The organism is Streptomyces sp. NPDC098781, from assembly GCF_044759995.1.
GTDB lineage: Bacteria > Actinomycetota > Actinomycetes > Streptomycetales > Streptomycetaceae > Streptomyces.
This window is the reverse complement of sequence record NZ_JBIWAK010000006.1, coordinates 482293-506681: the sequence shown is the minus strand read 5'-3', so window position 1 is coordinate 506681 and position 24389 is coordinate 482293. Positions and strand designations below refer to the sequence as shown.

Below are 24389 nucleotides of genomic sequence, written 5' to 3'. Positions count from 1 at the left end.
GGCGCCGCTCTGGGCGGGGTCAGCCCTCGGCGTCGCGGACGAGGAGTGCGATCTGTACCCGGTTCTCGACGGCCAACTTGGCGAACAGGCCGCTCGTGTGTGCCTTGACGGTCGCGACGCTGATGCGCAGCCGCTGGGCGATCTGGGGGTTGCCCAGTCCGTCCGCGATGGCCCGGGCGGTTTCGAGTTCCCGCTCGGTCAGCCGGGACAGCTGTTCGCGTGCGGCTTCGCGAGACGTGTCACGGGCGTGCGAGGACTGCGGGCCGGTGGCGGCGGCGATCACCCGTGCCGTGGCCGCCGGGGAGAGCACGGGATTGCCCTCGGCGACGGTCCGCACGGCGTCGAGCAGCCGCGGCGGCTGGGTGTCCTTGAGGACGAACCCGAGGGCCCCGGCGCGCAGGGCGCCGAGCACGAGATCGTCGGAGTCGAACGTGGTCAGGATCAGCACCCTCGGCGGCGTCGGCCGGCCGAGGAGTTCCCGGGTCGCGCTGAGACCGTCACGGCCGGGCATCCGCACGTCCATCAGCACCACGTCCGGCCGCTGCTCGTCCACCACGGCGATGGCCGCGTCACCGTCGGCGGCCTCCGCGACGACGGTCAGGTCCGGTTCGCCGTCGATGACGAGCCGCAGCGCCATCCGCACCAGCTGTTCGTCGTCGACGACGACCACCCGCACCGGCTTCCGCTCGCTGTCCACTCACGCTCTCCTCTCGTGGCCGGGGCGGGGCCAGGGCAGTCGTGCGGTGAGGGCGTATCCGTCGTCGGCCGTGGGGTGATGGCTGAGCTCTCCGCCGGCCAGGTCGACGCGTTCGGCGAGGCCGAGCAGCCCGAAGCCCGATGCCGGTGGTCGCACGCTCGCGGTGGCCGGGCCGTTGCGCACTCCGACCTCCAGTGTGCCGCCCACCGTTCCGTCGAGGGTGATGCGTATGTGTGCGCCCGGAGCGTGTTTGGCGGCGTTGGTCAGTCCCTCCTGGACGACCCGGTAGCCGGTCCGCCCCACGACGTCGGGCGGTGTGCCCGTCACCGCGTCGGCGAGCGTGACGTCCAGTCCCGAGGCGTGGGCGTCGGCCACCAGGTCGGGGATGCGGTCGAGGGAGGGCTGTGGTGGTTCGGGGTGACCCGGGTCGGCCCGGAGCACGCCGAGGACATCCCGTAGCTCCTCCAGGGCCTGATGGGAGCCCTCGGCGATGCCACGGACCAGTACGCGGCTCTCCTCGGCCCCGAGGTCGCGACGGTGGTCCAGCACCCCGGCCTGCATGGCGACGAGGGAGATCCGGTGCGCGAGCACGTCGTGCATCTCGCGGGCGATGCGGTTGCGTTCCAGGGCGCGTGTCTGCGCGGCCCGCGCGGTCTGTTCCCGTTCCGCGCTCTCCGCCCGGTCGCGCAGGGACCGTACTTCGACCCGCCGGGCGCCGATGGCCGTGCCCACGGCCACCGCGATACCCGCGGTCAGGGCCGGCAGGGCGAGCTGGAACCAGATCGTGCCGGGCGGGCTCTGCACCGAGTAGAACCCCTCGGTGAACTGTGACGCCGTCACATAGACCACGACGACGACACCGATCTCCACCGGACGACGACGTGTGGAGACCGAGCACAGGGCCATCAGCGCGGCGCCGGTGGCGAGCGCCGACGCGGCCGAGGCGATCACGACCGTGACGGCCACGGCGAGCGGAAACCGGCGCCGCCACAGCAGGGCCGCCAGACAGCCGAGGGCGACCAGCGGATCACCGACGAGAAACCAGGAGCCCGCCCCGTCCCCCTCGCCCCGCGAGAGCAGTACACCCATGGAGAGCCAGGCGGCCGTACCGACGGCCGTGGCGGCCGCCAGCCGACAGGTCTGCTGCCACCAGCCGAGCGGCGGCGCGACGTCCGTGTTCACCCGGCCATTGTCGCGAAACCGTGCGGCCCGCACCTCGGACCACGGGCTGATGCGCACTGGACCCAGGTCGAACGACCGCCTCGTCCTTGGCCCGGTCCCCGCCTCGCCCCAGGTCCAATCACCGCCTCGCCCTTGGTCTAAGACGTCCCGGCCCGTCAGGCCGATGTGCCGCCCGCGCCGCCCGCACAGACTCGTTCACATGCCGAGCCACCGGCCACCAGGCCGTGGCGCCATCGCACGGGCCGACGCAACAAGGGGGAGTTGGAGGCATGTTCAAGGAACTGCGGCGTCGACGGGCGGCCAAGCGGATCACGCCCGGGGACGGACGGCCGCTGAAGCGGTTCCGCTGGTGGCAGATGACCCTCCGCGTACTGTTCTACCTTCGGCTGACGAACGACGACGGCCGGCAGACGGTCTACGCCGTCGACGTCAGGCACTGGCAGAACAACTCGTCCGGCAACGTCAAAGCCCATCTGTACGTCGACGGCAGGCAATCCGCCCGGTCCAGGCTGCCCGCCGCCTTCCCGGTCCCGGGCGGCACGGTCGAAGTGAGGATGAGCGCGTTCGGGCTCAAGCGCTGCCATTACGTCACCGAAGACGGAACCGCGTACCAACTCGTCCCGGACCGCGACTCGGCCGAAGGGCGCCGCGCACACTTCGACCGCAGGCATCCCGCGCTGAGCCGCGGCATCGGATTTCTCTCGTCGACCGTGCTCGGCGTCGCCCTGTTCGTCCTCGCGGCACAGGTCGTCGAACAGCTGACCCGGGTGGAGGGCATCGCCCAGCACATCGGGACCTTCGCCGCTCCCGTCGATCTGCCGGCCTGGGGCAACACGGTGGTCGGTTTCGTCACGCTCATCGCCAGTACGGAGCGGGCCCTGCGCCTGCGTCACAGCTGGCTGCTGGACGGCGCGGCGGGCTGAACGTCCCGGCCCGGACCGGTCTTCGCGCACGGCCCGAAGGGCGCCCGAAATCCGTTGGCGGTCCGGTGCGGGCCGCTGCTAGCTTTCGGGAGGCCGTGCGAAGGAACGAGGAGGTGGTACCCGTGAACGCAGTATCGACATGGGTGCTCCCCTCAGGGGTCACGGTCGGGCGATAGGTCGTCCGGGAGCGCCGCTTGCGCACTCCCGAAAGGCACGACCATGCAGTTCACTTCCGAACAGCGCCTCGAAGAAGGCGTCCTCGAGCGCGAATTCACCCTCGGCGAGATCCCCGGCACCCTGTGGACTCCCGAGTCCGCAGCACCGGCCCCGCTGATCCTGATGGCCCACAACAACGGCCTGCCCAAGAACCAGCCCCGCCTGGTGGCCCGAGCCCGGATCACCGCGGCGTGCGGCTACGCGGTGGCTTCCATCGACGCCGCCGGGTGCGGCGACCGGCCCCGTTCCGCCGCCGACGAGCAGGCCCGCGCCGAGCTGCGCCGCGCCATGCGGGCCGGAGAGCAGGTCGACGGGATCTTCGAGTCCTTCATCGGCCCGCTGGTCGAAAAGGCCGCCCCGGAGTGGCGGACCACCCTGGACGCCCTTCTCGCGCTGCCCGGGATCGGCGGCCCGGTCGGATACTCCGGGTGGATGGCCCTGGGCATCCGGCTGGCGGCGGCCGACCCACGCATCGCGGCCGCCGGCTTCTTCGCCGGCGGTTACGTGCCGCACGCCCAGCGCGAGGAGGCCCGGCAGATCACGATCCCGCTGCTGATGCTGTTGCAGTGGGACGACGAAGGGAACCCGCGGCAGCGCGCCCTGGACCTCTTCGACGCCTTCGGCACCAAGGAGAAGACCCTGCACGCCAACCTGGGCGGCCACACCGGCACCCCGTGGTTCGAGCTGGAGGACGGCAACCGGTTCTTCGACCGGCACCTGAAGTGACTCCGGCTCGGCAGGCATCTGAAGTGAGTCCGGCTCGGCAGGCCGGCTGCGGAGAGTAGGCGGTGTCCGCCATCGGGGACAGGCTGTGGGTCTCCTCGATGGCGGGTGTCCGCGGTCGTACGTCAGTGGCGGGTGTCCGCGGTCGTACGTCAGGGGTTCGCGCGCCGCCGGTGGCCCTCGAAGGGCCGGCTCACGGCCACACAAGGCAGTACGGCTGATGCCCCGCCTCATGCAACCGATGCGAGAAGTCCTGCCACTCGTGCAGCAGTTGGTACACATTGAACGCATCCCGGGGCCCACCCCGGTCCGGCACCGTCGACCAGATGAAGGCGGCCGCGCCGACCGCTTCCTCCCCTATGCCCCGCAGGGGGTCGACCACCGTCATCGGCAGCTTGACCACCGCGTAGTCGGGGTGCAGGACGACCAGCTCCAGTGGGGGCACCTTGTGCAGGGGGACGCCCTCGATGCCGGTCAGGACCATCGCGGCCATGGTCTCGGGCTTGATCTTGGTGAACATGCCGTTCATGCCGAGCTCGTCGCCGCCGAGCTCCTCGGGGCGCATCGAGATCGGGACACGGGCCGCCGTCGCACCGTCGGGCGCGCCGAAGTACTTGTACGTCACCCCCACCCGACCACCATTCCCGCTCCCCGCCCGCAGGCGGTCGATCCGGCTGTCGATCCGCCGGTCGATCGGCTCGTGCTCACTCGGTACACCGGGTCCACCGGAAACATCTGGCATACCTGGTACAACGTGTCCCTGACGGGCTTCGTTCGAATCCTCCGCGTCGCGTCGGTGCTTTCCCCGCCGGGCACGTCGAGGACCCAGGTCATCAGTCCCCTCGCCCAGTCCGCCACCGCGATGCATATCTCCACCCGACTGCTTTTCTAGGACGCGTGGCCCCCGCCGCGCAACCCGATCATCGTGTCAGTGACCTCCCCCACGGCCGCCCGCCGAAACGTGCGGCGAAACACCTGTCCGCAGGATCTTTCCAGTCCTAGACCAACACGCCCCGCATGAGCTGTGTGTATCACGTCCAGTCTCGCAGATCGCGCGGAGGTGACGGGGGGTGACGGCGGGAGTGGAGGGGCCGGGGTGACTCAGCGCGGGGGCGGTGGCGGCCCGCTGCCGTCACGTTCCCCTGGCCTACTCTGAGGAGGTCACTGGCAACCGGAGTCCGAGATCATCGGAGTAGGTCAGAGAAGGTCGGAGTAGTCGCAGGTCATGAGCGAAGCGCCCTCTTCAGGAACGCCCTATCCATACGATGCGCCTGCCTCGCAGGCTCTGTTCGACCGTGCGGCCGCCGTCACGCCCGGCGGCGTGAACTCCCCGGTGCGCGCCTTCCGCGCCGTGGGCGGTACGCCCCGGTTCATGGTGTCCGGTACCGGTCCGTACCTCACCGACGCCGACGGACGCCAGTACGTCGACCTGGTCTGCTCCTGGGGGCCCATGATCCTCGGGCACTCCCACCCGGCCGTGATCGCCGCCGTCCAGGACGCCGTATCGCGCGGTACGTCCTTCGGTACGCCCGGTGAGGGCGAGGTCGCGCTCGCCGAGGAGATGGTCGACCGGATCGAGCCGCTGGAGCAGGTGCGGCTCGTCTCCAGCGGCACCGAGGCCACCATGTCCGCCATCCGGCTCGCCCGCGGGTTCACCCAGCGGACCAAGGTGATCAAGTTCGCCGGGTGTTACCACGGCCACGTCGACGCGCTGCTCGCCGCCGCCGGGTCGGGCGTCGCCACCTTCGCCCTTCCCGACACCCCCGGCGTCACCGGTGCCCAGGCCGGCGACACCATCGTGCTGCCGTACAACGACCTGGAGTCGGTGCACGAGGCCTTCCACCGGCACCCCGGTGAGATCGCCTGCGTCATCACCGAGGCCTCGCCCGGCAACATGGGCGTCGTCCCGCCGCTGCCCGGCTTCAACGATGGTCTGAAGGACGCCTGCCGGAAGAACGGCGCCCTCTACATCTCCGACGAGGTCATGACCGGGTTCCGGACCAGCCGTGCCGGGTGGTACGGCGTCGACGGCGTCGCGCCCGACCTCATGACCTTCGGGAAGGTGATGGGCGGCGGGTTCCCCGCGGCCGCGTTCGGCGGTCGTGCCGACGTCATGGCCCACCTCGCGCCCGCCGGACCTGTGTACCAGGCCGGCACCCTCTCCGGTAACCCGGTCGCCACCGCCGCCGGACTCGCCCAGCTGCGGCTCCTCGACGAGGCCGCGTACGACACCGTCAACGCCGTGTCCGCGCAGATCCAGTCCCTCGTCACGGAGGCCCTCGGCAAGGAAGGCGTCGCGCACCGGCTTCAGACCGCCTCCAACATGTTCTCGGTCTTCTTCACGGACCGCGAGGTCCGCAACTACGAGGACGCCAAGCGCCAGGAGTCCTTCCGCTTCACCGCCTTCTTCCACTCGATGCTGGCCCAGGGCGTCTATCTGCCGCCCTCCTCCTTCGAGTCCTGGTTCGTGTCCACGGCCCACGACGAGCAGGCGGTCCAGCGCATCGCCGACGCCCTCCCGGCGGCGGCCCGAGCGGCGGCGGAGGCCACGGCGGCATGAGCGACGACATCCACGAGAACGACATCCGCGCGACCGAGGGCGACATCACCGTCGTCCACCTGCTGCGGCACGGTGAGGTCGCCAACCCGGACGGCATCCTCTACGGCCGTCTCGCCGGGTACCACCTGTCCGACCTCGGCCGGCAGATGGCCGACCGGGTCGCCGAGCATCTCGTCTCCCGTGACATCACTCACGTCGGCGCCTCCCCGCTGGAGCGCGCGCAGGAGACCGCGACACCGATCGCCAAGGCCCACGGGCTGGACCTCGCGACCGACGCCCGGCTCATCGAGGCCGCCAACGTCTTCCAGGGCAAGACCTTCGGCGTGGGGGACGGGGCGCTGAAGAAGCCGGCGAACTGGAAGCACCTCGTCAACCCGTTCAGGCCGTCCTGGGGCGAGCCGTACGTCGACCAGGTCATCCGCATGATGGGCGCGCTGGACGCCGCCAAGGACGCGGCGCGCGGGCACGAGGCCGTGCTGGTCAGCCATCAGCTGCCGATCTGGATCGTGCGGTCCTACGTCGAGAAGCGGCGGTTGTGGCACGACCCGCGCAAGCGCCAGTGCACGCTCGCGTCGCTGACCAGCTTCACCTACCAGGGTGACCGGATCGTGTCCGTCGGCTACAGCGAGCCGGCCCTCGATCTGGTGCCCGAGCACCTTCGTGGCGGGGTCAAGCCGGTACCGGGGAAGAGCAAGGCCTTCGGCGCTTAAGACACGTTTGTGACATTTGTTGCGAAACCTTCGCAATCTGGAGGAACCTGCCCGTTCGTCGCGCCCTCTGACTGGGTGACACCAGAGAGCAAGCACGACGGACGGGGCAGCAGCAATGCGCAACATCAGCCGAAGGGGAGCCATCGGACTCGGTGCCGGAGCCGCCGCCGCCCTAGGGCTCGCCGGATGCGGCACGCTCACGTCTTCAGACGGTTCGGACCAGGCCGGGGGTTCCAGCCAGGGCAAGGACAATCAGCCCGGCGCCCACGCCGACCGCGCCCGCCCCATAGGCGACGGCTCGACTTCCTACACCGGCAAGCAGCCCCATCAGCCGGGCAAGCCCGAGCCGCTGGAGCCGGGTCAGGAGCCGCCGCAGTTCGTCGTGTTCTCCTGGGACGGTGCCGGCGAGGTCGGCAACGGCCTCTTCCCGCGCTTCCTCGAACTCGCCAAGGAGCACGAGGCGCACATGACCTTCTTCCTCTCGGGGCTGTATCTGCTCCCCGAGTCGAAGAAGCGGCTCTACGACCCGCCGAACAACCCGCGCGGCGCCTCCGACATCGGCTACCTCACCGACGAGCACATCAAGGCGACGCTGAAGAACGTCCGCCAGGCCTGGCTCGACGGCCATGAGATAGGCACCCACTTCAACGGCCACTTCTGCGCCGGCAACGGCACCGTCGGCAACTGGACCCCGCAGCAGTGGCGCAGCGAGATAGAGCAGGCCAAGTCCTTCGTGAAGGAGTGGCGGACGAACTCCGGGTGGACCGATCTGCCCTCGCTGCCCTTCGACTACGACAAGGAACTCGTCGGCGGCCGCACGCCCTGTCTCCTCGGTCAGGACAACCTGCTGCCCACGGCCCGTGAGCTCGGCTGGCGCTACGACGCCTCCTCGCCGGGCGGGCGTCAGGTGTGGCCGACGAAGAAGCAGGGGCTGTGGGATCTGCCGTTGCAGCAGATACCTTTCCCCGGACGATCGTTCGAGGTCCTGTCGATGGACTACAACATGCTCGCCAACCAGTCGGTCAATTCCACGAACGCGCCCAGCCACAACTACCCGGGCTGGCGTGAGCAGTCGGCGCAGGCGTACATCCAGGGATTCAAGCGGGCATACGAGACGAACCGGGCGCCCTTCTTCATAGGCAACCACTTCGAGCAGTGGAACGGCGGCATCTACATGGACGCCGTCGAGGAGTCCCTGAAGCACATCGCGCGCGAGAAGGAGAAGGGCGCCGACATCCGGCTCGTCTCCTTCCGGCAGTTCGTTGACTGGATGGATGCACAGAAGCCGGACGTTCTGGACAAGTTGCGCACTCTGGACGTCGGACAGGAGCCTGCCGGAGGCTGGAACGCCTTCATGAAGGGCGGCTCCTCGACCTCCTCGCCGGGCACCCAGAACGCCGCCTGAAATGCGGGTTCACGTCCGTGAGGGGGGTGCGCAAGATCCCCGGAACGGACATGCGAAACTTTTCACATGAGTGCCGCCAGCCGCGCCCGTAGCCGTTTTGCCCTGCTCGCCGTCACCAGCGCCGCCGTCGCCGCGCTGGGTCTGTCCGCGTGCAGTTCGGGCGGTACGTCCGGTGGCGGCGGGGACACCAACTTCGTCGCCGGCGGCGACGGCGTCGACACCGTCGCCACCGGCAAGCGCGCCGCGGCGCCGGAGCTGTCCGGCGAGACGATCGACGGCAAGCAGCTCAGCACCGCCGACTACAAGGGCAAGGTCCTCGTCATCAACGTATGGGGATCCTGGTGCCCGCCCTGCCGGGCCGAGGCGAAGAACTTCCAGACCGTCTACGAGGACGTCAAGGGCCAGGGTGTCGAGTTCGTCGGCATCAACACCCGGGACACCAGCACCACCCCCGCGAAGGCCTTCGAGAAGGAGTACGGCGTCACCTTCCCGAGCCTGTACGACCCCACGGGCAAGCAGATGCTCCGCTTCGGGAAGGGCACGCTCAACCCGCAGGCGATCCCCTCCACCCTCGTCATCGACCGGGACGGCAAGATCGCCGCACGTGCGCTTCAGCCGCTCAGCGAGGACAAACTCCGCGGCATGATCAAGCCCGTCCTCGCGGAGAAATGACGTGAGCGCGCTGTCCACGCTCGCCGAGGGTGCGAGCTACAACGGCACCGTCATGAACGGCGCCTTGCTGCTCGCGCTGCCGATCGCCGTACTCGCCGGCCTCGTCTCCTTCTTCTCCCCCTGCGTCCTGCCGCTCGTGCCCGGCTATCTGTCGTATGTGACCGGCGTCAGCGGCACCGATCTGGCCGAGGCCCGGCGTGGCCGGATGGTCGCGGGCGCCTCGCTCTTCGTGCTCGGATTCACCGCCGTGTTCGTCTCCGGCGGGGCACTGTTCGGCTACTGGGGGGCGAATCTCCAGGAGAACAAGGACGTCCTGACGAAGGTCCTCGGCGTCCTGCTGATCCTCATGGGTGTGTTCTTCATGGGCCTGATGCCCTGGCTCACCCAGCGGGAGTTCCGCTTCCACACCAAGCCGGCCACCGGACTCGTCGGGGCCCCGCTGCTCGGCGCCCTCTTCGGCATCGGCTGGACGCCCTGTCTCGGACCCACGCTGTCCTCCGTGACGATTCTGGCGGCCAACCAGGGCAGCGCGGGCCGCGGTGCCCTGCTCACCGTCGCCTACTGCCTCGGCCTCGGCGTCCCCTTCGTGCTCGCTGCCGTAGCCTTCCGCAAGGCGCTCGGTGCCTTCGCCTGGGTCAAGCGCCACTACGTCTGGGTCATGCGGATCGGCGGCAGCATGATGATCGTGACCGGTGCGCTGCTGCTGACCGGCGCATGGGACCGCATCGTGCAGGAGATGCAGGTCTGGTCCAACGGCTTCACTGTGGGGATCTGATCGATGAGCAACACGACCGACAAGGCCGCCCCGGCCGCCGGTGAGGACGACCTCGGCGCCGCCGGCTCGCAGCTCTCCACCGCCCCCACCGAGGACGCGCCCAACCTGCCCTCGCTCGGCGTCATCGGCTGGGCCCGCTGGTTCTGGCGGCAGCTCACCTCGATGCGGGTCGCGCTGCTGCTGCTCCTGCTGCTGTCGCTCGGCGCGATCCCCGGCTCGCTCATCCCGCAGACCAGCGTCGACGAGACCAAGGTCGCCGAGTTCCGCAAGGCGCACGAGACGCTCGCGCCGATCTACGACAAGCTCGGCCTCTTCCACGTCTACAGCTCGGTGTGGTTCTCCGCGATCTACATCCTGCTGTTCATCTCCCTCATCGGCTGCATCGTCCCGCGCACCTGGCAGTTCGTCGGCCAGCTGCGCGGCCGTCCGCCGGCCGCCCCGAAGCGACTCACCCGGCTGCCCGCCTACACCACCTGGCGCACCGGGGCCGCACCCGAGCAGGTCCGCGCGTCGGCGCTCGCCCTGCTGAGCAAGCGCCGCTTCCGCGCCCACCTCGCCGGTGACGCCGTCGCCGCGGAGAAGGGCTATCTGCGCGAGGTCGGCAACCTCGCCTTCCACATCGCGCTGATCGTGATGCTGATCGCGTTCGCCTGGGGCCAGCTGTTCAAGTCCGAGGGCAACAAGCTGATCGTCGAGGGCGACGGCTTCTCCAACACCCTCACCCAGTACGACGACTTCAAGTCCGGCAGCCTCTTCAGCCAGGACGACCTGGACCCGTTCAGCTTCACCCTGAAGGACTTCAAGGGGACCTACGAGGCGACCGGCCCCAACCGCGGCACCCCGCGCACCTACGAGGCCGACCTGGATTACAGCGTGGGCGCCGACGGCAAGGACGAGAAGACCACCGTCAAGGTCAACGAGCCGCTGGAGATCGGCGACTCGAAGGTCTACCTCGTCAGCCACGGCTACGCCCCCGTCATCACGATCCGCGACGGCAAGGGCAATGTCGTCTACCGCGACGCCGTGCCCCTGCTTCCGCTCGACGGCAATGTCACCTCCACGGGTGCGATCAAGGTCATGGACGGCTACCGCAACGCCAAGGGCGAGCGGGAGCAGCTCGGCTTCCAGGCCTTCTTCCTGCCCAGCTACGTCAAGGGGAACGAACTGGCCTCGCAGTTCCCCGCGCTGCGGAACCCGGTGCTGAACCTGGAGGCGTACCACGGCGACCTCGGTGTCGACGCCGGTATCCCGCAGAGCGTGTACCAGCTGAACAAGAAGAACCTGACGGGCTTCAAGGACGCCAAGGGCGCCCAGGTCCGGGAGAACCTCAAGCCGGGCGAGAGCATGAAGCTCCCGAACGGCGCGGGCACGGTCACCTTCGAGAAGGAGATCAAGGAGTGGGCCGGCTTCCAGGTCGCCCGCCAGCCCGGCAGCGGCTGGGCCCTCGCCGGCTCCCTCGCCGCGATCTTCGGACTCGCCGCCTCCCTGTTCATCCAGCGTCGCCGCGTCTGGGTCCGGGCCACCACCGGCGCCGACGGTGTCACGGTCGTCGAGATGGCCGGGCTCGGCCGCAGCGAGTCCGCGAAGGTGCCCGAAGAACTGGGCGACCTCGCCGGAATCCTCTACGACCAGGCCCCGGGGGCACCCGACCCCGAGGACGACTCCTCCGATACCCCCGACCCCCAAGTCGTACCTGCCGAAGGGGCTGAGAAGTGACTCTCGCCGCCGCAACCGATCTGGCCGCCGCCACCAACGAGAACCTCGCCAGCATCAGCAACACGCTGATCTACTCGTCGATGGCCGTCTACACCCTGGCCTTCTTCGCGTACATCGCCGAATGGCTCTTCGGCAGCCGCAGCAAGGTCGGCCGCACGGCCGCCGCGCTGACCCCGGCGAAGGTGGGCAAGTCAGCCGCCGCGCCCGCCGTCACCGTCAACCAGGGCGGCTCCACCGCCGTACTGGAGCGGCCGAAGGTCGTCGTGCGGGCCACGGCCGGGCAGCGGGACGTGCCGGACGGGCCCGGGGCGCACGGCGGGGACGAGCAGGGCGACCTCTACGGGCGTATCGCCATCTCCCTCACCGTCCTCGCCTTCCTGATCGAGTTCGGTGGGGTGCTCACCCGGGCTCTGTCGGTGCAGCGGGCGCCGTGGGGCAACATGTACGAGTTCAACATCACCTTCTCCACGGTCGCCGTCGGGGTGTACCTGGCGCTGCTCGCACTGAAGAAGAACGTGCGCTGGCTCGGGCTGTTCCTCATCACCACGGTCCTCCTCGATCTCGGCCTCGCCGTCACTGTCTTGTACACCGCCAGCGACCAGTTGGTTCCCGCCCTTCACTCGTACTGGCTGTACATCCACGTCTCCACGGCGATCTTCTGCGGCGCGGTGTTCTACGTCGGCGCGATGTCCACGCTGCTGTACCTCTTCAAGGACAGCTACGAGAACAAGCTGGCCAGCGGCGGCACCCCCGGCCGCTTCGCGAACTCCGTCCTCGACCGGCTGCCCGCCGCGGCGTCCCTCGACAAGTTCTCCTACCGCGTCAACGCCGCCGTCTTCCCGCTGTGGACGTTCACGATCATCGCGGGCGCCATCTGGGCGGGCGACGCCTGGGGCCGCTACTGGGGCTGGGACCCCAAGGAGACCTGGTCCTTCATCACCTGGGTCGCCTACGCCTGCTACCTGCACGCCCGCGCCACGGCCGGCTGGAAGGGCCGCAAGGCCGCCTACCTGGCCCTCATCGCCTTCGGCTGCTGGCTGTTCAACTACTACGGCGTCAACATCTTCGTCTCCGGCAAGCACTCCTACGCGGGCGTGTAGGCCCCGCACAAAAACACCTGGCCGTGGTCGATCGCGCAGGTCAGAGGTCGTAAGGGGTGCGCTTCGTGCCCGGCGGGGTCAGGCTGGTGTCATGACCGGTTCCATAGAGCAGGGCATCAGCCAGACGCACGGGAACACGCACATCCTGCACGTCCTGGTGCGGCTGCCCCGGCCGATGGCGGCGGTCTGGCCGTGGCTGTCGACCGAGGACGGCCTCTCGTCCTGGTGCACGCCGGTCGACGCGCTGGAACCGCATCTGGGCGGCGCGGTCGGCCTGCGCGACTTCGGCAGCGGGCAGATCACCGCCTGGGACGTCGACCGGGTCGCCGAGTACACCGTGCAGGGCGGCCGGATCCGGTTCCACCTGGAACGGGACGGCGAGGACGGCGCCGCCCTCCGCTTCACCCACGAGTTCCAGGGCGAGGCGGAGACGGAGCAGCGCTGGCGGGCCCGTTTCGAGCGGCTGATCGAGTCTCTGGAGGCCGGCTAGCCGCCTCGGTCAGGCCGCCGTCGAGGCGATGACGTCCCGCAGCCGCTCCACGTACAGCCGCATGTTCTTCTGCGCCACGTCGGTGTCCGGGTAGCGGCCGGCGAACCACAGGCCCTCGTGCAGGCGGGTGACCCAGGCGCACACCTGGTCCCCGTACGACACCCTGATCAGCCCGTACGCCTTCTGCTCGGCCCAGCGTCGGGAGCCGGTGATGCCGCGGGTGTCGACGTAGGAGACGATCGAGTACAGGTCGGGGGAGGTGGGGCGGAAGTCGGTGCCGAGCAGGTGGAGCACGCGGGCCAGCGGCATGCGGGCCAGATGCCGGTTGGCGTGCAGCGCGGCGCGTACCGTGCGCAGGGCGCTGGGGAAGTCGTACGCCTGCTCCATGGGGATCTCGATGGGCGCGCCGCCGACGTACCAGCCCACGGAGTCGGACCAGCGGGACTTCACCCGGGTGTGGAACGGCACCACCGTGCGGTAGACGGGCTGTCCGCCGATCTCGTGGACGATGAGCGCGGTCGCGGCCAGTACACCGACCGAACTGCCTCCGTACGGACGGCAGTACGCCTCGAACGCGGCGGCGGTGTCGGGGTCGGTGAGCTCCTCGCGCAGCAGCCTCTGGGTGGGCAGGCCGGCGTCCGGGTCCAGGCCGAGATCGACGGGGAAGGCCGGCAGCCTGCCGTCGCAGCGGTGGATGAACTCCCGCCAGCGGGCCACGATCTCGTGGCTGTCGTCGATCCGGTCGGCGTCCGTGCGCTCGATCTCGCAGAAGTCGACGTAGCTGCCGACGGGCGCCGACTCCGGTACCCCGCCCGCGACATGCGCCGCGTACAGCTCGTGGATCTCCGCCGGGATACGGTGGATGGAGTGGGCGTCGACATTGCTGTGGTCGAAGGCCATGTACACGCTGGTGGAGTCGTCCCGTACGACGGCCGTGTAGATGAGGTTGGGCCAGCGCAGCGCGTCCGCCGTCGCGTCGAAGCGGTCCTGGAGGTACCGGACCAGCTCGGCGGGGTCGGTGAAGTCGCCCACGTCGGTGCGGTGCAGGGACACCGCCTCGGCGGCGAGCGTGAACCGGCGCATCTCGTCGCCGCCCTCGCCGGACCAGCGGAACCCGCTGCGCAGCGTCTCGTGCCTGAGCGTCCAGTCGCGCAGCGCCTCCTGGAGCGCGTCCAGGTCGGCCCGGCCCGCGAGGTCGAAGGCGGTACCGAGCCAGGTCGGTACGAACAGCCCGTCGTCGCGCACGGACCGGGCGGTCCTGATGTGCGACTCCTGGATGTACGCCGGCGGACGTGAGTCCTCCGGCAGGTCGGCAGCCGTCGCGACGCTCGCCGGACTGAACGTCCATTCGACGAGTCGTCCGGGCCGGACCTCGCAGCGCTGGATGTCAGTCATTCGCACGGGCGGCTCCATTCGGGGCGGGGGACACACCCGAAAGGGTGGTATCCCGCCCAACGAGGCAACCCTTACTCAGAAACGGTTCCGGTCGGCGATCAGTCGACGGTGATCGAGTCCAGCTTCGCCCGCAGATAGACATGCGAATCGACCGGCTCGTAGGCCACCCGCCCGACCGGCGCGGGCACGGACTCCACGCGCGTGCCGGGCGTGCACTCACCGAAGTAGACGAGCGACATCAGCTCCTCGGCGGGCGCGTCCGCGGGCGGCGGCAGCACCCGGTGCCGGCCCGAGCGCCACCGGTCGCCGGTCCAACGGGCCATCAGATCCCCGATGTTGATGGTGAACGCCGCCGGGTCGTACGGCGCGTCCTCCCAGCCGCCCTCGTCGGTGTAGACCTGCAACCCACCCTTGCCCGCCTGCCGGTCGAGGATGGTCACCGTCCCGAAGTCGGTGTGCGGCCCGATCCGGAACTGCCCGGTCTCCGGCTCACCGAGGACGTCCCTGCCCGGATACCAGTTGATGTTGAAGCCGTACGTCGGGTGGTCCATGTGCCGGCTGAAGAAGTCGGGTCCCAGTCCGAGGGCGTCGCCGAGCAGGCACAGGAGCCGGTTCTCCAGCTCGCCCATCCGTACGAGGTACTCCTCGCACAGCGGCCGCAGTTCGGGCACCTCGGCCGGCCAGACGTTCGGCGCGTACCACTCGGCGTTGACCACCGGGTCCTCGAACGGCTCGTGCGTCGCGAAGGACAGCGACTCCTTCAGGTCCGGCGGAGTCTCGGTGCCCTCGGAGTACCCGTTGGCCTCCGCGCCCGGCCCCAGCCAGCCGCGTCCGCCGACCTTCACCTCGTACGCCTGCTTGGCCTCGGCGGGGAGCGTGAAGAAGGTACGCGCGGCGGCACGGATGCGCTCGCGCAGAGAGGGGTCCACGCCGTGCCCGGTGACCAGCAGGAATCCGGCGGTCCGCAGGGCCTCGTCGACGGTGCGGGCGATGGCGGCGCGGGCGTCGGCGTCGCCGTTCAGCCAGGGCCGGAGGTCGATGGTGGGGATGCGGGGCTGGTCAGTCACCGATGTCCTCGTTCCACAGGTCGGGATGGCGTTCGATGAAGGCGCGCATCAGGTCGACGCACTCGGGATCGTCGAGCAGCACGATCTCCACGCCGTGTGCGGCCAGCCAGTCGTGCCCTCCGTGGAAGGTGACCGCCTCGCCGATCACCACCCGGGAGATACCGAACTGCCGGACCAGACCGGAGCAGTACCAGCACGGGGAGAGCGTGGTCACCATGGTCGTGCCACGGTACGACCGCTGCCGGCCGGCCGCCCGGAACGCGGCCGTCTCCGCGTGCATGGAGGGGTCCGAGTCCTGGACCCGACGGTTGTGACCCCGCCCGAGCGGCACCCCGTCGGCCCCGTACAACGCGGCACCGATCGGGATCCCACCCTCGGCGAGCCCGGCCCGGGCCTCCGCGAGGGCGGTCGCGAGCCACCCGTGTGCCTCTGTGCGATCCATGCCCTCACTCTCCTGTGGCGTGAGGGCCAGGGCAACGGCGGAAAGGCGCGAGTGCGCTCAGCGGCGGAGCGCGACCCGGCTCGCGCCGTCCAACGAGAGACCACGGCGAGTCCGGCCGGCCGGTGCCGTGGTGTCGAGGTGACGTCCGGTCAGGGCTCGTCGCGCTTGTTCTTGTCCTCGTCCTCGTCCCGCGACTTGTCGTCGTCGCCCAAGGACTTCAGGAAGTCGGGGTTGTCGTCCGGGGCCACCCACTGCTGGCGGCGCCGCTGGTCCCGTACACCGGACCAGCCCTCGGCCGCAGGGCTGCGCTTCTTGCCCGCGATCAGCCAGGAGATCGAGCCGACCAGCGGGAACACCAGCACGAGGATCGCCCACAGCGGCTTGGGCATGTGGCGGATGTCGTCCTCCTTCGTGCTGATGCAGTCGATGAACGCGTACACGCTCAGCGCCAGTGGCACGAGGAACATCAGCACCCGGAGCATGGGCCCTCTCCAGCGAAACGGTCGTCGGACCGGGGGCACCGGCCCCCGGGGTAAGGGCCAGGGTAGCCGCTCGGGGATACTTGACCCCATGGCTTACGACGATCTTCGTTCCCTGCTCAGGGCACTGGAGCGCGAAGGCGACCTCAAGCGCGTCAAGGCAGAGGTCGATCCGTATCTGGAGGTCGGGGAGATCGTCGACCGGGTGCAGAAGTCCGGCGGTCCCGCGCTGCTCTTCGAGAATGTGAAGGGGTCGTCGATGCCCCTCGCGATGAATGTCTTCGGGACCGACCGGAGACTGCTGAAGGCCCTGGGGCTGAAGTCGTACGGCGAGATCTCCGGCAAGATCGGCGGGCTGCTCAAGCCCGAACTGCCGCACGGGTTCGTCGGGGTGCGCGAGGCGTTCGGGAAGCTCGGCGCGATGACGCACGTGCCGCCGAAGAAGGTCAAGGACGGCCCGGTCCAGGAGGTCGTGCTCACCGGCGACGACGTGGACCTCGACCAGCTGCCCGCCCTCTTCACCTGGCCCAAGGACGGCGGCTCCTTCTTCAACCTGGGGCTCACCCACACCAAGGACCCGGAGTCCGGTGTGCGGAACCTGGGGCTGTACCGCCTCCAGCGTCACGACAAGCGCACCATCGGCATGCACTGGCAGATCCACAAGGACAGCCGGAACCACTACCAGGTCGCGGCGAGGAGGGGAGAGCGGCTGCCCGTCGCCATCGCCTTCGGGTGCCCGCCCGCCGTGACCTACGCCTCCACCGCGCCGCTTCCCGGTGACATCGACGAGTACCTGTTCGCGGGCTTCCTCTCGGGCAAGCGGATCGAGATGGTGGACTGCAAGACGGTGCCGTTGCAGGTGCCGGCGCAGGCGGAGGTCGTGCTGGAGGGATGGCTGGAGCCCGGCGAGATGCTGCCGGAGGGGCCCTTCGGCGACCACACCGGCTTCTACACCCCGCAGGAACCCTTCCCCGCGCTGACGATCGACTGCGTGACGATGCGCCGTCGACCCCTGCTCCAGTCGATCGTCGTAGGCAGGCCTCCGACGGAGGACGGACCCCTGGGCCGTGCGACGGAACGCTTCTTCCTCCCCCTGCTGAAGATCATCGTCCCGGACATCGTGGACTACCACCTGCCCGAATCCGGCGGCTTCCACAACTGCGCGATCGTCTCGATCGACAAGAAGTACCCCAAGCACGCCCAGAAGGTGATGCACGCGATCTGGGGCGCGCACATGATGTCCCTGACCAAGCTGATCGTGGTCGTCGACTCCGACTGCGATGTGCACGATCTGCACGAGGTCGCCTGGCGGGCCCTCGGCAACACCGACTACGCCCGTGACCTCAGCGTCGTCGAGGGCCCCGTCGACCATCTCGACCACGCCTCGTACCAGCAGTTCTGGGGCGGCAAGGCCGGGATCGACGCGACGAAGAAGTGGCCCGAGGAGGGCTACGCGCGCGACGGCGGCTGGCCCGACATGGTGGAGTCCGATCCCGAGACGGCGGCGAAGGTCGACCGGCGCTGGAAGGAGTACAACCTGTGAGCAGCGCCTCCGCCGCGATTGGGCAGCCAGGACGGACGAAGGCGTTCCTGCGCCTGGTCATGATCGAGCACTCGGTGTTCGCGCTGCCCTTCGCGTACATCGCCGCGCTGACGGCCATGTTCCAGTGGGACCGGAACATCCACTGGGGCCGGCTGCTGCTGGTGACGGTCTGCATGGTGGGTCTGCGGACCTTCGCGATGGCCGTGAACCGGATCATCGACCGCGAGATCGACGCCCGCAATCCGCGCACCGCCCACCGGGAGCTGGTGACCGGCGCGATGTCGGTCCGGCACGCCTGGACGGGCGCCCTGATCGCGCTGGTGATCTTCCTGGGCTCGGCGGCCCTGCTGAACCCGCTGTGCCTGGCCCTCGCCCCCATCGCGGTGATCCCGATGGTGGTCTACCCCTACGGCAAGCGGTTCACGAACTTCCCGCAGGCGATCCTCGGCCTGGCCCAGGCGATGGGACCGGTCGGCGGCTGGCTCGCCGTCACCGGCACCTGGTCCTGGGACGCGGTGATCCTCGGTCTCGCCGTCGGCATCTGGATCGGCGGCTTCGACCTGATCTACGCCTGCCAGGACGTCGAGACCGACCGCGAGATCGGCGTCATGTCGGTCCCGGCCCGCTTCGGCATCCCCGCGTCGATCTGGGGTGCGCGGGTGTGCCACACGGTGACGACCGGGTTGTTCGTCTGGTACGCGGTGGCCACGGACGCGGGCACGTTCTTCTGGCTGGGCCTGCTGATCGTGGCCGGTGCGTTCGTGTACGAGCACTCGATCGTCCGGCCGCACGATCTGTCCCGTCTCAACCGGGCGTTCTTCAGCGTCAACGGGTTCATCGGGATTGCCCTGTTCGTGTGTGCGCTGATGGATCTTCTGGTTCGGGGTCTGACGGTCTGATGGGGTGCGGTCCATGGACCGCCTGCACACGCAGCTGAGCCGGTTCGAGGACGCGTTCCCCGGCTTCCGGACGGAGATCGTCGAGGGCAGCGTGGTGGCGTGCCCGCTCGGACCGCACCACGCTCGCACGCTCTTCGGGGCATGGAAGGCCCTGGCCCCGCAGCTCGGTCGGCAGTGGGCCGTCGTCAGCGACGTCGTCGTCCCTTTCGACGAGGACAACGAGTTCTGCCCCGACCTGGCCGTGATCCCCGCGCCCGATGCGAACCGGAACGAGCTCGCCTACCCGCCCGAACTCGTCGAGCTCGTCGTCGAGGTCGTCTCCGGCGGCAGCGTCCGACGCGACTACGAGGTGAAACCCCGCTGGTACGCCGCCCGAGGCATCGCCGACTACCTGATCCTCGACCCGCTGAAGGGCCATTGCGTGACGATGTGGAACCCGGGCCCCGAGGGCTACCGCGGCCGCGACACCGTGGCCTACGGCCCGGAAGCGGTCGTCGACTCCACGCTGGGCAGGCTGAGGCTCGCCACCGCCGATTTCCCTGTCGACGCTAAGCGGCCGCCCCAGCCCTGAGCGCACCCCCACCCGCCCGTCGCCGCACCACGAACGCCGCCGCCACCCCCGCCACCAGCCCCACCAGATGCCCCTGCCAGCTCACGCCGGACTGGGTCGGGGCGAGGCCCGCGAGTTTGGAACCGCCCCAGATCGCCGCCACCAGCAGGCCGGCCAGGATGCCGAGCGGGCGGCGCTCCACGAAGCCGGTGACCAGGAGGAAGCCGAAGAGGCCGAAGATCAGGCCGGAGGCGCCGGCCGTGTTGGTGCCGGACGGGGATATCAGCCACACGCCGAGCCCGTCGGCGACGATGATCAGGGCGCAGACGACGGCGAACCGGCGTATCCCGCCGAGCGCGGCGAGGAACCCGAGGACCAGCAGCGGCACGCTGTTCGCCGCGACATGGGCGAAGCCGAAGTGGAGGAAGGCGGCAGGGACGACGTCCACCAGCTCGGACGGGTCGCGCGGGACGATCCCGAATCCGTCCAGCGCATGCCCGCTGAGCACGTCGGCGACTTCCAGCAGCCAGAGCAGCGCCACCCAGCCCGCCATCAGCTTGGCCGCTGTCAGCGCACGCTCACCGCGCGAGATCTCGTGTCCCGCGCCCCATGTATCCGATCCACCCGGCATGGCAACCCCCGCCCGACTCGTCCCCCATGGGAACGCCGGGCCCCCCTTGGTCGGTTCCCACCCCCTCCCGCCGGATAGGCTCGGAGTCGTGAACCCAGTCAAGCCAGGAGAGTCGGCGCGTACGCCTTGGATCGTAGGGGTGTCCGGCGCTTCCGGCACCCCATACGCGGCCGCCGTGCTGCGCGCGCTCCTCGCCGCCGGGGAGAGCGTCGACCTGGTGGTCAGCCGGGCCTCCCGGCTCACCCTGCTCGACGAGACGGGGATCTCCTTCCGCGACGCCCATTGGCAGGACGACCTGCGGGAGTGGCTCTCGCGGGGTGCCGACGGCAAGCCCGGGACGTTCGAGGTGGACATCGAGGGCGTCCGGTACTGGAACGCCGGGGATCTCGCCGCCGGCCCGTCCTCCGGGTCGTACGCCACGAAGGGCATGCTGATCGTGCCCGCCTCCACGGCCTGCGTCGCCGGAGTGGCGCTCGGGCTGTCCAAGGACCTGTTGCAGCGGGCGGCCGGCGTGACGCTGAAGGAGGGGCGCCGGCTCGTCGTCGCCGTACGGGAGACGCCGTTGAACGGGCAGACGCTGCGGCACCTGGTGACACTGGACGACGCGGGCGCGACCGTCGTACCCGCCTCGCCCGCCTTCTACGCGGGCGCCACGCACATCCAGGACCTGGTGGACTTCGTCGCCGGACGCGTCCTCGACGCGGCGGGCGTCGAACACCGGCTCTACCGCCGCTGGAAGGGCGAACTGGGCGGCGGCGCCCCTTCCACCTGACCGGCACACCACCGCATCACGCGGTACCAGCAGAACTCATCACTTCAAGGCTCAGCTCAGCAATCACGTCAGACCTCTTCAGCGGAAGGCTTTCAATCGCATGGACGCGGTGGACAGGCAGCTCATCCAGGCCCTGAGGGAGAACGGCCGGGCCTCCTACGCGGAGCTGGGACGCCTCGTCGGCCTGTCGGGCCCCAGCGTCACCGACCGCATCAACCGGCTGGAGGCGGCGGGCGTCATCACCGGCTACCGCGCCACCGTCGACGCCGCCTCGCTCGGTCTCGGCGTCACCGCGCTGATCGGCATCTCGCTGTCCGACGCCACCGACCACGAGGACGTGGCGAACCGGCTGCGGGACCTGGGCGAGATCGAGGACTGCTGGTTCATCGCGGGCGACGACTCGTACATGCTCAAGGTGCGGGCGACGGACGTCGACGGACTGGAGAAGATCATCCGGCGGCTCAGCGGGACGACGGGTGTGTCCCGTACCCGTACGACGATCGTGCTCTCCACCAAGTGGGAGAACCGGGTGGGGCAGCTGCCGGAAGAGGTCTAGGACAGGCCCCGGGGAGCTGGGCGTACGGTTGACCAAGTCTGATCGAGAGAGGTGCACGCATGGACGTCGGGCTCAAGCGCGAGCTGGAGGAGAAGGTCAGGGCCGGTGAACGGCTGACCCGCGAGGACGGCATCGCGCTGTACGAGTCGGACGACCTGGCGTGGCTCGGCGGCCTCGCGCACGAGGTGCGCACGCGCAAGAACGGCGACGTCGTCCACTTCAACGTCAACCGCCACCTCAACATGACCAACGTCTGTACGGCCTCCTGCGCGTACTGCTCCTTCCAGCGCAAGCCGGGGGAGAAGGACGCGTACACGATGCGCATCGAGGAGGCCGTCAAGCTCGCCAAGGCGATGGAGGGCGAGAACCTCACCGAGCTCCACATCGTCAACGGCCTGCACCCGAACCTCCCGTGGCGCTACTACCCGCGTTCGCTGCGGGAGCTGAAGGCCGCCCTGCCGAATGTCTCCCTGAAGGCGTTCACGGCGACGGAGATCCACCACTTCGAGACCATCTCCGGGCTGTCCGCCTCCGAGATCCTCGACGAGCTGATCGACGCCGGCCTGGAGTCCCTCACCGGCGGCGGCGCGGAGATCTTCGACTGGGAGGTCCGTCAGCACATCGTGGACCACCGCACCCACTGGGAGGACTGGTCCCGCATCCACCGGCTGGCGCACGAGAAGGGCCTGAAGACGCCCTCCACCATGCTCTACGGCCACATCGAGGAGCACAGGCACCGGGTGGACCATGTGCTTCGCCTCCGTGAGTTGCAGGACGAGACCGGCGGTTTCCAGGTCTTCATCCCGCTGCGCTACCAGCACGACTTCGTGGACGTGAAGGACGGCAAGGTCCGCAACCGCCTTCAGGAGCGCACCCAGATGGCGACCGGCGCGGAGGCCCTGAAGACCTTCGCGGTCTCCCGTCTCCTCTTCGACAACGTCCCGCACGTCAAGGTCTTCTGGGTCATGCACGGCGTCCAGACCGCCCAACTGGCCCTCCAGCACGGCGCGGACGACATGGACGGCTCGGTCGTCGAGTACAAGATCACGCACGACGCGGACAACTACGGCACGCCGAACAAGCTGACCCGTGAGGACCTGCTGGACCTGATCCGTGACGCCGGCTTCCGGCCGGTGGAGCGGAACACGCGGTACGAGATCATCCGGGAGTACGACGGCCCGGACCCGGCGCGGCGCGAGTCCCCCCAGCCGATGCGGGTCTGAGCACTCTCGGCCGGGACACTCCCGCCGACCAGGGGTTACCCGGTCGGCACGGTGACCGCGCGAGCGCCCGAGGACGCCTGCACCGCCGAACCCTTCCTGCCCGACCGGGGCGGCCTTCCCGCCCTGCGTCGTGCCGCCGCCGACTGCCGGGGCTGCCCCCTGCACCGGGCCGCCACCCGGACCGTGTTCGGCCGGGGCACCGCCGACGCCCGTGTCCTGTTCCTCGGCGAGCAGCCCGGCGACCAGGAGGACCGGCAGGGGAAGCCGTTCGTCGGCCCGGCGGGCAAGCTCTCGACCGGGCCCTCGCGGGGGCGGGGACCGACCCGGGCGAGGCGTATGTCACCAACGCGGTCAAGCACTTGGAGTTCACCCGGGCCGAGCCCCGCAAGCGCCGTATCCACAAGGCGCCGAGCCTGCGCGAGACGGCCGCGTGCGGGCCCTGGCCGGCAGCCGAGCCGGCCGTCGTCGAGCCCGAGCTGATCGTGCTGCTCGGCGCGAGCGCGGGCAGGGCGCTGCTGGGCTCGTCGTTCCGGGTCGGCGAGGTGCGCAGGACACTGATGGAGCGCGCGGTCCACGGCCGGCCGGAGAGACTGGTGGCGACGGTGCATCCGTCGTCGGTCCTGCGGTCCCGGGACGACGAGGAGCGCGAGGCCGCCTACGAGGGTCTGGTCGCCGATCTGAAAGTGGCTGCACCGGCGCTGTCGTAATAGGTACGATGACGCGGTGCCTCTTACCTTCACACTCGACCCGGCCGTCACCCCCGCCCTGCGCGACGGCATCCTCGACCTGTGGACCGACGTCTCCAACGCGGGCGGCGCCGTCGGTTTCGTGCCGCCGGTCACGCCGGAGGACATCAGGCCGGAGCTGGTGCGGCAGTTCGCCGCGATGGCCGACGGGAGCAGGAGACTGCTCGTCGGGCACGACGAGGAGGGGCGGGTCGCCGCGACCGCGTTCCTCACCTTCAACACGCACCGGCTGATGAAGCACTGGATCTGGATCTACACCGTGATGGTGCACCCCGAGCACCAGGGCAAGGGCTACGGCCGTGACCTGCTCGCGGCCGCCGAGCGGACGGCCCGCACCTTCGACGGCATCGACGCGATCCGCCTCTGCTGCCGTGGCGGCCTCGGCCTGGAACGCTTCTACGGGTCCTGCGGCTACAAGGAGGTCGGCCGGATCCCGGACGCCATCCGGGTCGCGCCGGGCGAGGACCGGGACGACGTGATCATGCTGCTCCCGCTGGACTGAACCCCGTGGCGACCCCCCTGCAAGATCGGTGGTCCGCCGTGCTTCACTGGGCAGTGGCCCTTTTTGGATTCGGAAGAGTGGATTGAGATGCTCCGCTACACACTGATGCGCCTCGGGATCTTCGTGGGCTGCCTCGTGGTCGTCTGGGGCCTCGTCTACTCCGGCCTCGCCCCGCGCGGCCTCGGCGACTCCAACGGCATGTGGATCGTCCTGCTCGCGCTGGTGATCTCGGCCCCGATCAGCTTCGTCGTCCTGCGCAAGGAACGCGACCGCGCCTCGCTCGGGATCGTGCAGCGCGTCGACCGTATGAAGGCCAACCTGGACGCGAACCGCAGCCAGGAGGACGTGGCCGACGAAACGGCCCGCGCGCAGGGCCAGACCTCCTAGCGGGTACGACGACGCCCGCGTACAGGCG

General features: G+C 69.7%; 26 protein-coding genes and 1 pseudogene. 19 read left to right on the top strand and 8 right to left on the bottom strand.

The annotated features are described in order from the left end of the window. Nucleotides 1-19: 19 nt before the first annotated feature. Nucleotides 20-697 (bottom strand): response regulator, encoded by a 678-nt coding sequence (locus tag ACIQWG_RS26770; RefSeq protein ID WP_404100256.1) that lies wholly within the window; start codon nt 695-697, stop codon nt 20-22. Continuing rightward, the gene (locus tag ACIQWG_RS26765) at nt 698-1879 is read right to left on the bottom strand and encodes a sensor histidine kinase (RefSeq protein WP_404100254.1); all 1182 of its coding nucleotides are present in this window, start codon (nt 1877-1879) and stop codon (nt 698-700) included. Between the two features lie 269 nt (nt 1880-2148). Here ACIQWG_RS26765 and ACIQWG_RS26760 point away from each other — a divergent pair, with 269 nt between their 5' ends. Together ACIQWG_RS26760 and ACIQWG_RS26755 are read left to right on the top strand one after the other, a co-directional pair. Next, nucleotides 2149-2802 (top strand): hypothetical protein, encoded by a 654-nt coding sequence (locus ACIQWG_RS26760; protein WP_404100252.1) that lies wholly within the window; start codon nt 2149-2151, stop codon nt 2800-2802. Nucleotides 2803-3021: 219 nt separating this feature from the next. Further along, nucleotides 3022-3744, top strand: coding sequence for an alpha/beta hydrolase (locus tag ACIQWG_RS26755; RefSeq protein WP_404100250.1), 723 nt, complete (start codon nt 3022-3024; stop codon nt 3742-3744). A gap of 190 nt (nt 3745-3934) precedes the next feature. Here ACIQWG_RS26755 and ACIQWG_RS26750 read toward each other — a convergent pair whose 3' ends face one another. After that, on the bottom strand, nt 3935-4372 hold the full coding sequence (locus ACIQWG_RS26750; protein WP_003974483.1) for a hypothetical protein: 438 nt from the start codon (nt 4370-4372) through the stop codon (nt 3935-3937). A gap of 594 nt (nt 4373-4966) precedes the next feature. Between ACIQWG_RS26750 and hemL the strand changes: the two genes are divergently transcribed. The 8 genes from hemL (at nt 4967) to ACIQWG_RS26710 (ending at nt 13169) form a co-directional block, all read left to right on the top strand. Continuing rightward, entirely contained in the window at nt 4967-6301 is a 1335-nt protein-coding gene (gene hemL / locus ACIQWG_RS26745) for a glutamate-1-semialdehyde 2,1-aminomutase (RefSeq protein WP_404100248.1), read from the top strand. Then, complete coding sequence (locus ACIQWG_RS26740; RefSeq protein WP_404100246.1) at nt 6298-7011, top strand: histidine phosphatase family protein; 714 nt, start codon at nt 6298-6300, stop codon at nt 7009-7011. Before hemL ends, ACIQWG_RS26740 begins: the two co-directional genes overlap by 4 nt. Nucleotides 7012-7126: 115 nt before the next feature. Then, nucleotides 7127-8416 carry a hypothetical protein gene (locus ACIQWG_RS26735; RefSeq protein WP_404100244.1) on the top strand — a complete coding sequence of 430 codons (1290 nt, stop codon included), beginning with the start codon at nt 7127-7129 and terminating at the stop codon, nt 8414-8416. A gap of 66 nt (nt 8417-8482) precedes the next feature. Next, the gene (locus tag ACIQWG_RS26730; protein ID WP_404100242.1) at nt 8483-9088 is read left to right on the top strand and encodes a TlpA family protein disulfide reductase; all 606 of its coding nucleotides are present in this window, start codon (nt 8483-8485) and stop codon (nt 9086-9088) included. Between the two features lies 1 nt (nt 9089). After that, nucleotides 9090-9863 carry a cytochrome c biogenesis CcdA family protein gene (locus ACIQWG_RS26725; RefSeq protein WP_404100240.1) on the top strand — a complete coding sequence of 258 codons (774 nt, stop codon included), beginning with the start codon at nt 9090-9092 and terminating at the stop codon, nt 9861-9863. 3 nt (nt 9864-9866) lie between these two features. Continuing rightward, complete coding sequence (locus ACIQWG_RS26720) at nt 9867-11579, top strand: cytochrome c biogenesis protein ResB (protein ID WP_404100238.1); 1713 nt, start codon at nt 9867-9869, stop codon at nt 11577-11579. Beyond that, entirely contained in the window at nt 11576-12679 is a 1104-nt protein-coding gene (ccsB, locus tag ACIQWG_RS26715) for a c-type cytochrome biogenesis protein CcsB (protein ID WP_404100236.1), read from the top strand. The genes ACIQWG_RS26720 and ccsB overlap by 4 nt, the downstream gene beginning before the upstream one ends. Before the next feature lie 91 nt (nt 12680-12770). Next, nucleotides 12771-13169, top strand: coding sequence for a hypothetical protein (locus tag ACIQWG_RS26710; RefSeq protein ID WP_404100234.1), 399 nt, complete (start codon nt 12771-12773; stop codon nt 13167-13169). Between the two features lie 9 nt (nt 13170-13178). Here the strand turns inward: ACIQWG_RS26710 and ACIQWG_RS26705 are convergent, their stop codons facing one another. The 4 genes from ACIQWG_RS26705 to ACIQWG_RS26690 all read right to left on the bottom strand — a co-directional run bounded on the left by ACIQWG_RS26705 (nt 13179) and on the right by ACIQWG_RS26690 (nt 16555). Continuing rightward, nucleotides 13179-14570, bottom strand: a complete 1392-nt coding sequence (locus ACIQWG_RS26705) for a condensation domain-containing protein (RefSeq protein ID WP_404100232.1) — start codon at nt 14568-14570, stop codon at nt 13179-13181. Nucleotides 14571-14662: 92 nt separating this feature from the next. Next, entirely contained in the window at nt 14663-15631 is a 969-nt protein-coding gene (locus tag ACIQWG_RS26700) for an isopenicillin N synthase family dioxygenase (RefSeq protein WP_404100230.1), read from the bottom strand. Continuing rightward, on the bottom strand, nt 15624-16073 hold the full coding sequence (locus tag ACIQWG_RS26695) for a nucleoside deaminase (protein WP_404100229.1): 450 nt from the start codon (nt 16071-16073) through the stop codon (nt 15624-15626). Before ACIQWG_RS26695 ends, ACIQWG_RS26700 begins: the two co-directional genes overlap by 8 nt. 149 nt (nt 16074-16222) lie before the next feature. Beyond that, entirely contained in the window at nt 16223-16555 is a 333-nt protein-coding gene (locus tag ACIQWG_RS26690; protein WP_404100228.1) for a PLD nuclease N-terminal domain-containing protein, read from the bottom strand. Nucleotides 16556-16643: 88 nt separating this feature from the next. On the opposite strand from ACIQWG_RS26690, the gene ACIQWG_RS26685 reads away from it, so the two are divergent. From ACIQWG_RS26685 to ACIQWG_RS26675, 3 genes are read left to right on the top strand one after another with little or no spacing between them, the layout of a single operon-like run. Further along, the gene (locus ACIQWG_RS26685; RefSeq protein ID WP_404100227.1) at nt 16644-18095 is read left to right on the top strand and encodes a menaquinone biosynthesis decarboxylase; all 1452 of its coding nucleotides are present in this window, start codon (nt 16644-16646) and stop codon (nt 18093-18095) included. Next, a complete protein-coding gene (mqnP, locus tag ACIQWG_RS26680) occupies nt 18092-18994 on the top strand; it encodes a menaquinone biosynthesis prenyltransferase MqnP (protein WP_404100226.1) in 903 nt (300 codons plus the stop codon). Before ACIQWG_RS26685 ends, mqnP begins: the two co-directional genes overlap by 4 nt. 13 nt (nt 18995-19007) lie before the next feature. Next, nucleotides 19008-19565 carry a Uma2 family endonuclease gene (locus tag ACIQWG_RS26675; RefSeq protein WP_404100225.1) on the top strand — a complete coding sequence of 186 codons (558 nt, stop codon included), beginning with the start codon at nt 19008-19010 and terminating at the stop codon, nt 19563-19565. Here ACIQWG_RS26675 and ACIQWG_RS26670 read toward each other — a convergent pair. Beyond that, on the bottom strand, nt 19543-20175 hold the full coding sequence (locus ACIQWG_RS26670) for a rhomboid family intramembrane serine protease (RefSeq protein WP_404100224.1): 633 nt from the start codon (nt 20173-20175) through the stop codon (nt 19543-19545). The two genes, ACIQWG_RS26675 and ACIQWG_RS26670, sit on opposite strands and share 23 nt — an antisense overlap. Nucleotides 20176-20263: 88 nt before the next feature. On the opposite strand from ACIQWG_RS26670, the gene ACIQWG_RS26665 reads away from it, so the two are divergent. The 6 genes and pseudogenes from ACIQWG_RS26665 to ACIQWG_RS26640 all read left to right on the top strand — a co-directional run bounded on the left by ACIQWG_RS26665 (nt 20264) and on the right by ACIQWG_RS26640 (nt 24361). Next, nucleotides 20264-20947, top strand: a complete 684-nt coding sequence (locus ACIQWG_RS26665; protein ID WP_404100222.1) for a UbiX family flavin prenyltransferase — start codon at nt 20264-20266, stop codon at nt 20945-20947. 100 nt (nt 20948-21047) lie between these two features. After that, nucleotides 21048-21503: an Lrp/AsnC family transcriptional regulator gene (locus tag ACIQWG_RS26660; protein WP_404100221.1), complete on the top strand. Its 456-nt coding sequence runs from the start codon at nt 21048-21050 to the stop codon at nt 21501-21503. Nucleotides 21504-21562: 59 nt separating this feature from the next. Then, nucleotides 21563-22726, top strand: a complete 1164-nt coding sequence (gene mqnE / locus ACIQWG_RS26655) for an aminofutalosine synthase MqnE (protein WP_404100219.1) — start codon at nt 21563-21565, stop codon at nt 22724-22726. A 51-nt stretch (nt 22727-22777) separates the two neighbouring features. Next, nucleotides 22778-23433 (top strand): annotated as a pseudogene (locus ACIQWG_RS26650) (UdgX family uracil-DNA binding protein). Nucleotides 23434-23449: 16 nt separating this feature from the next. Further along, on the top strand, nt 23450-23974 hold the full coding sequence (locus tag ACIQWG_RS26645; protein WP_404100218.1) for a GNAT family N-acetyltransferase: 525 nt from the start codon (nt 23450-23452) through the stop codon (nt 23972-23974). Nucleotides 23975-24061: 87 nt separating this feature from the next. Next, nucleotides 24062-24361 carry a DUF4229 domain-containing protein gene (locus ACIQWG_RS26640; RefSeq protein ID WP_404100216.1) on the top strand — a complete coding sequence of 100 codons (300 nt, stop codon included), beginning with the start codon at nt 24062-24064 and terminating at the stop codon, nt 24359-24361. The last annotated feature ends 28 nt before the right edge of the window (nt 24362-24389 follow it).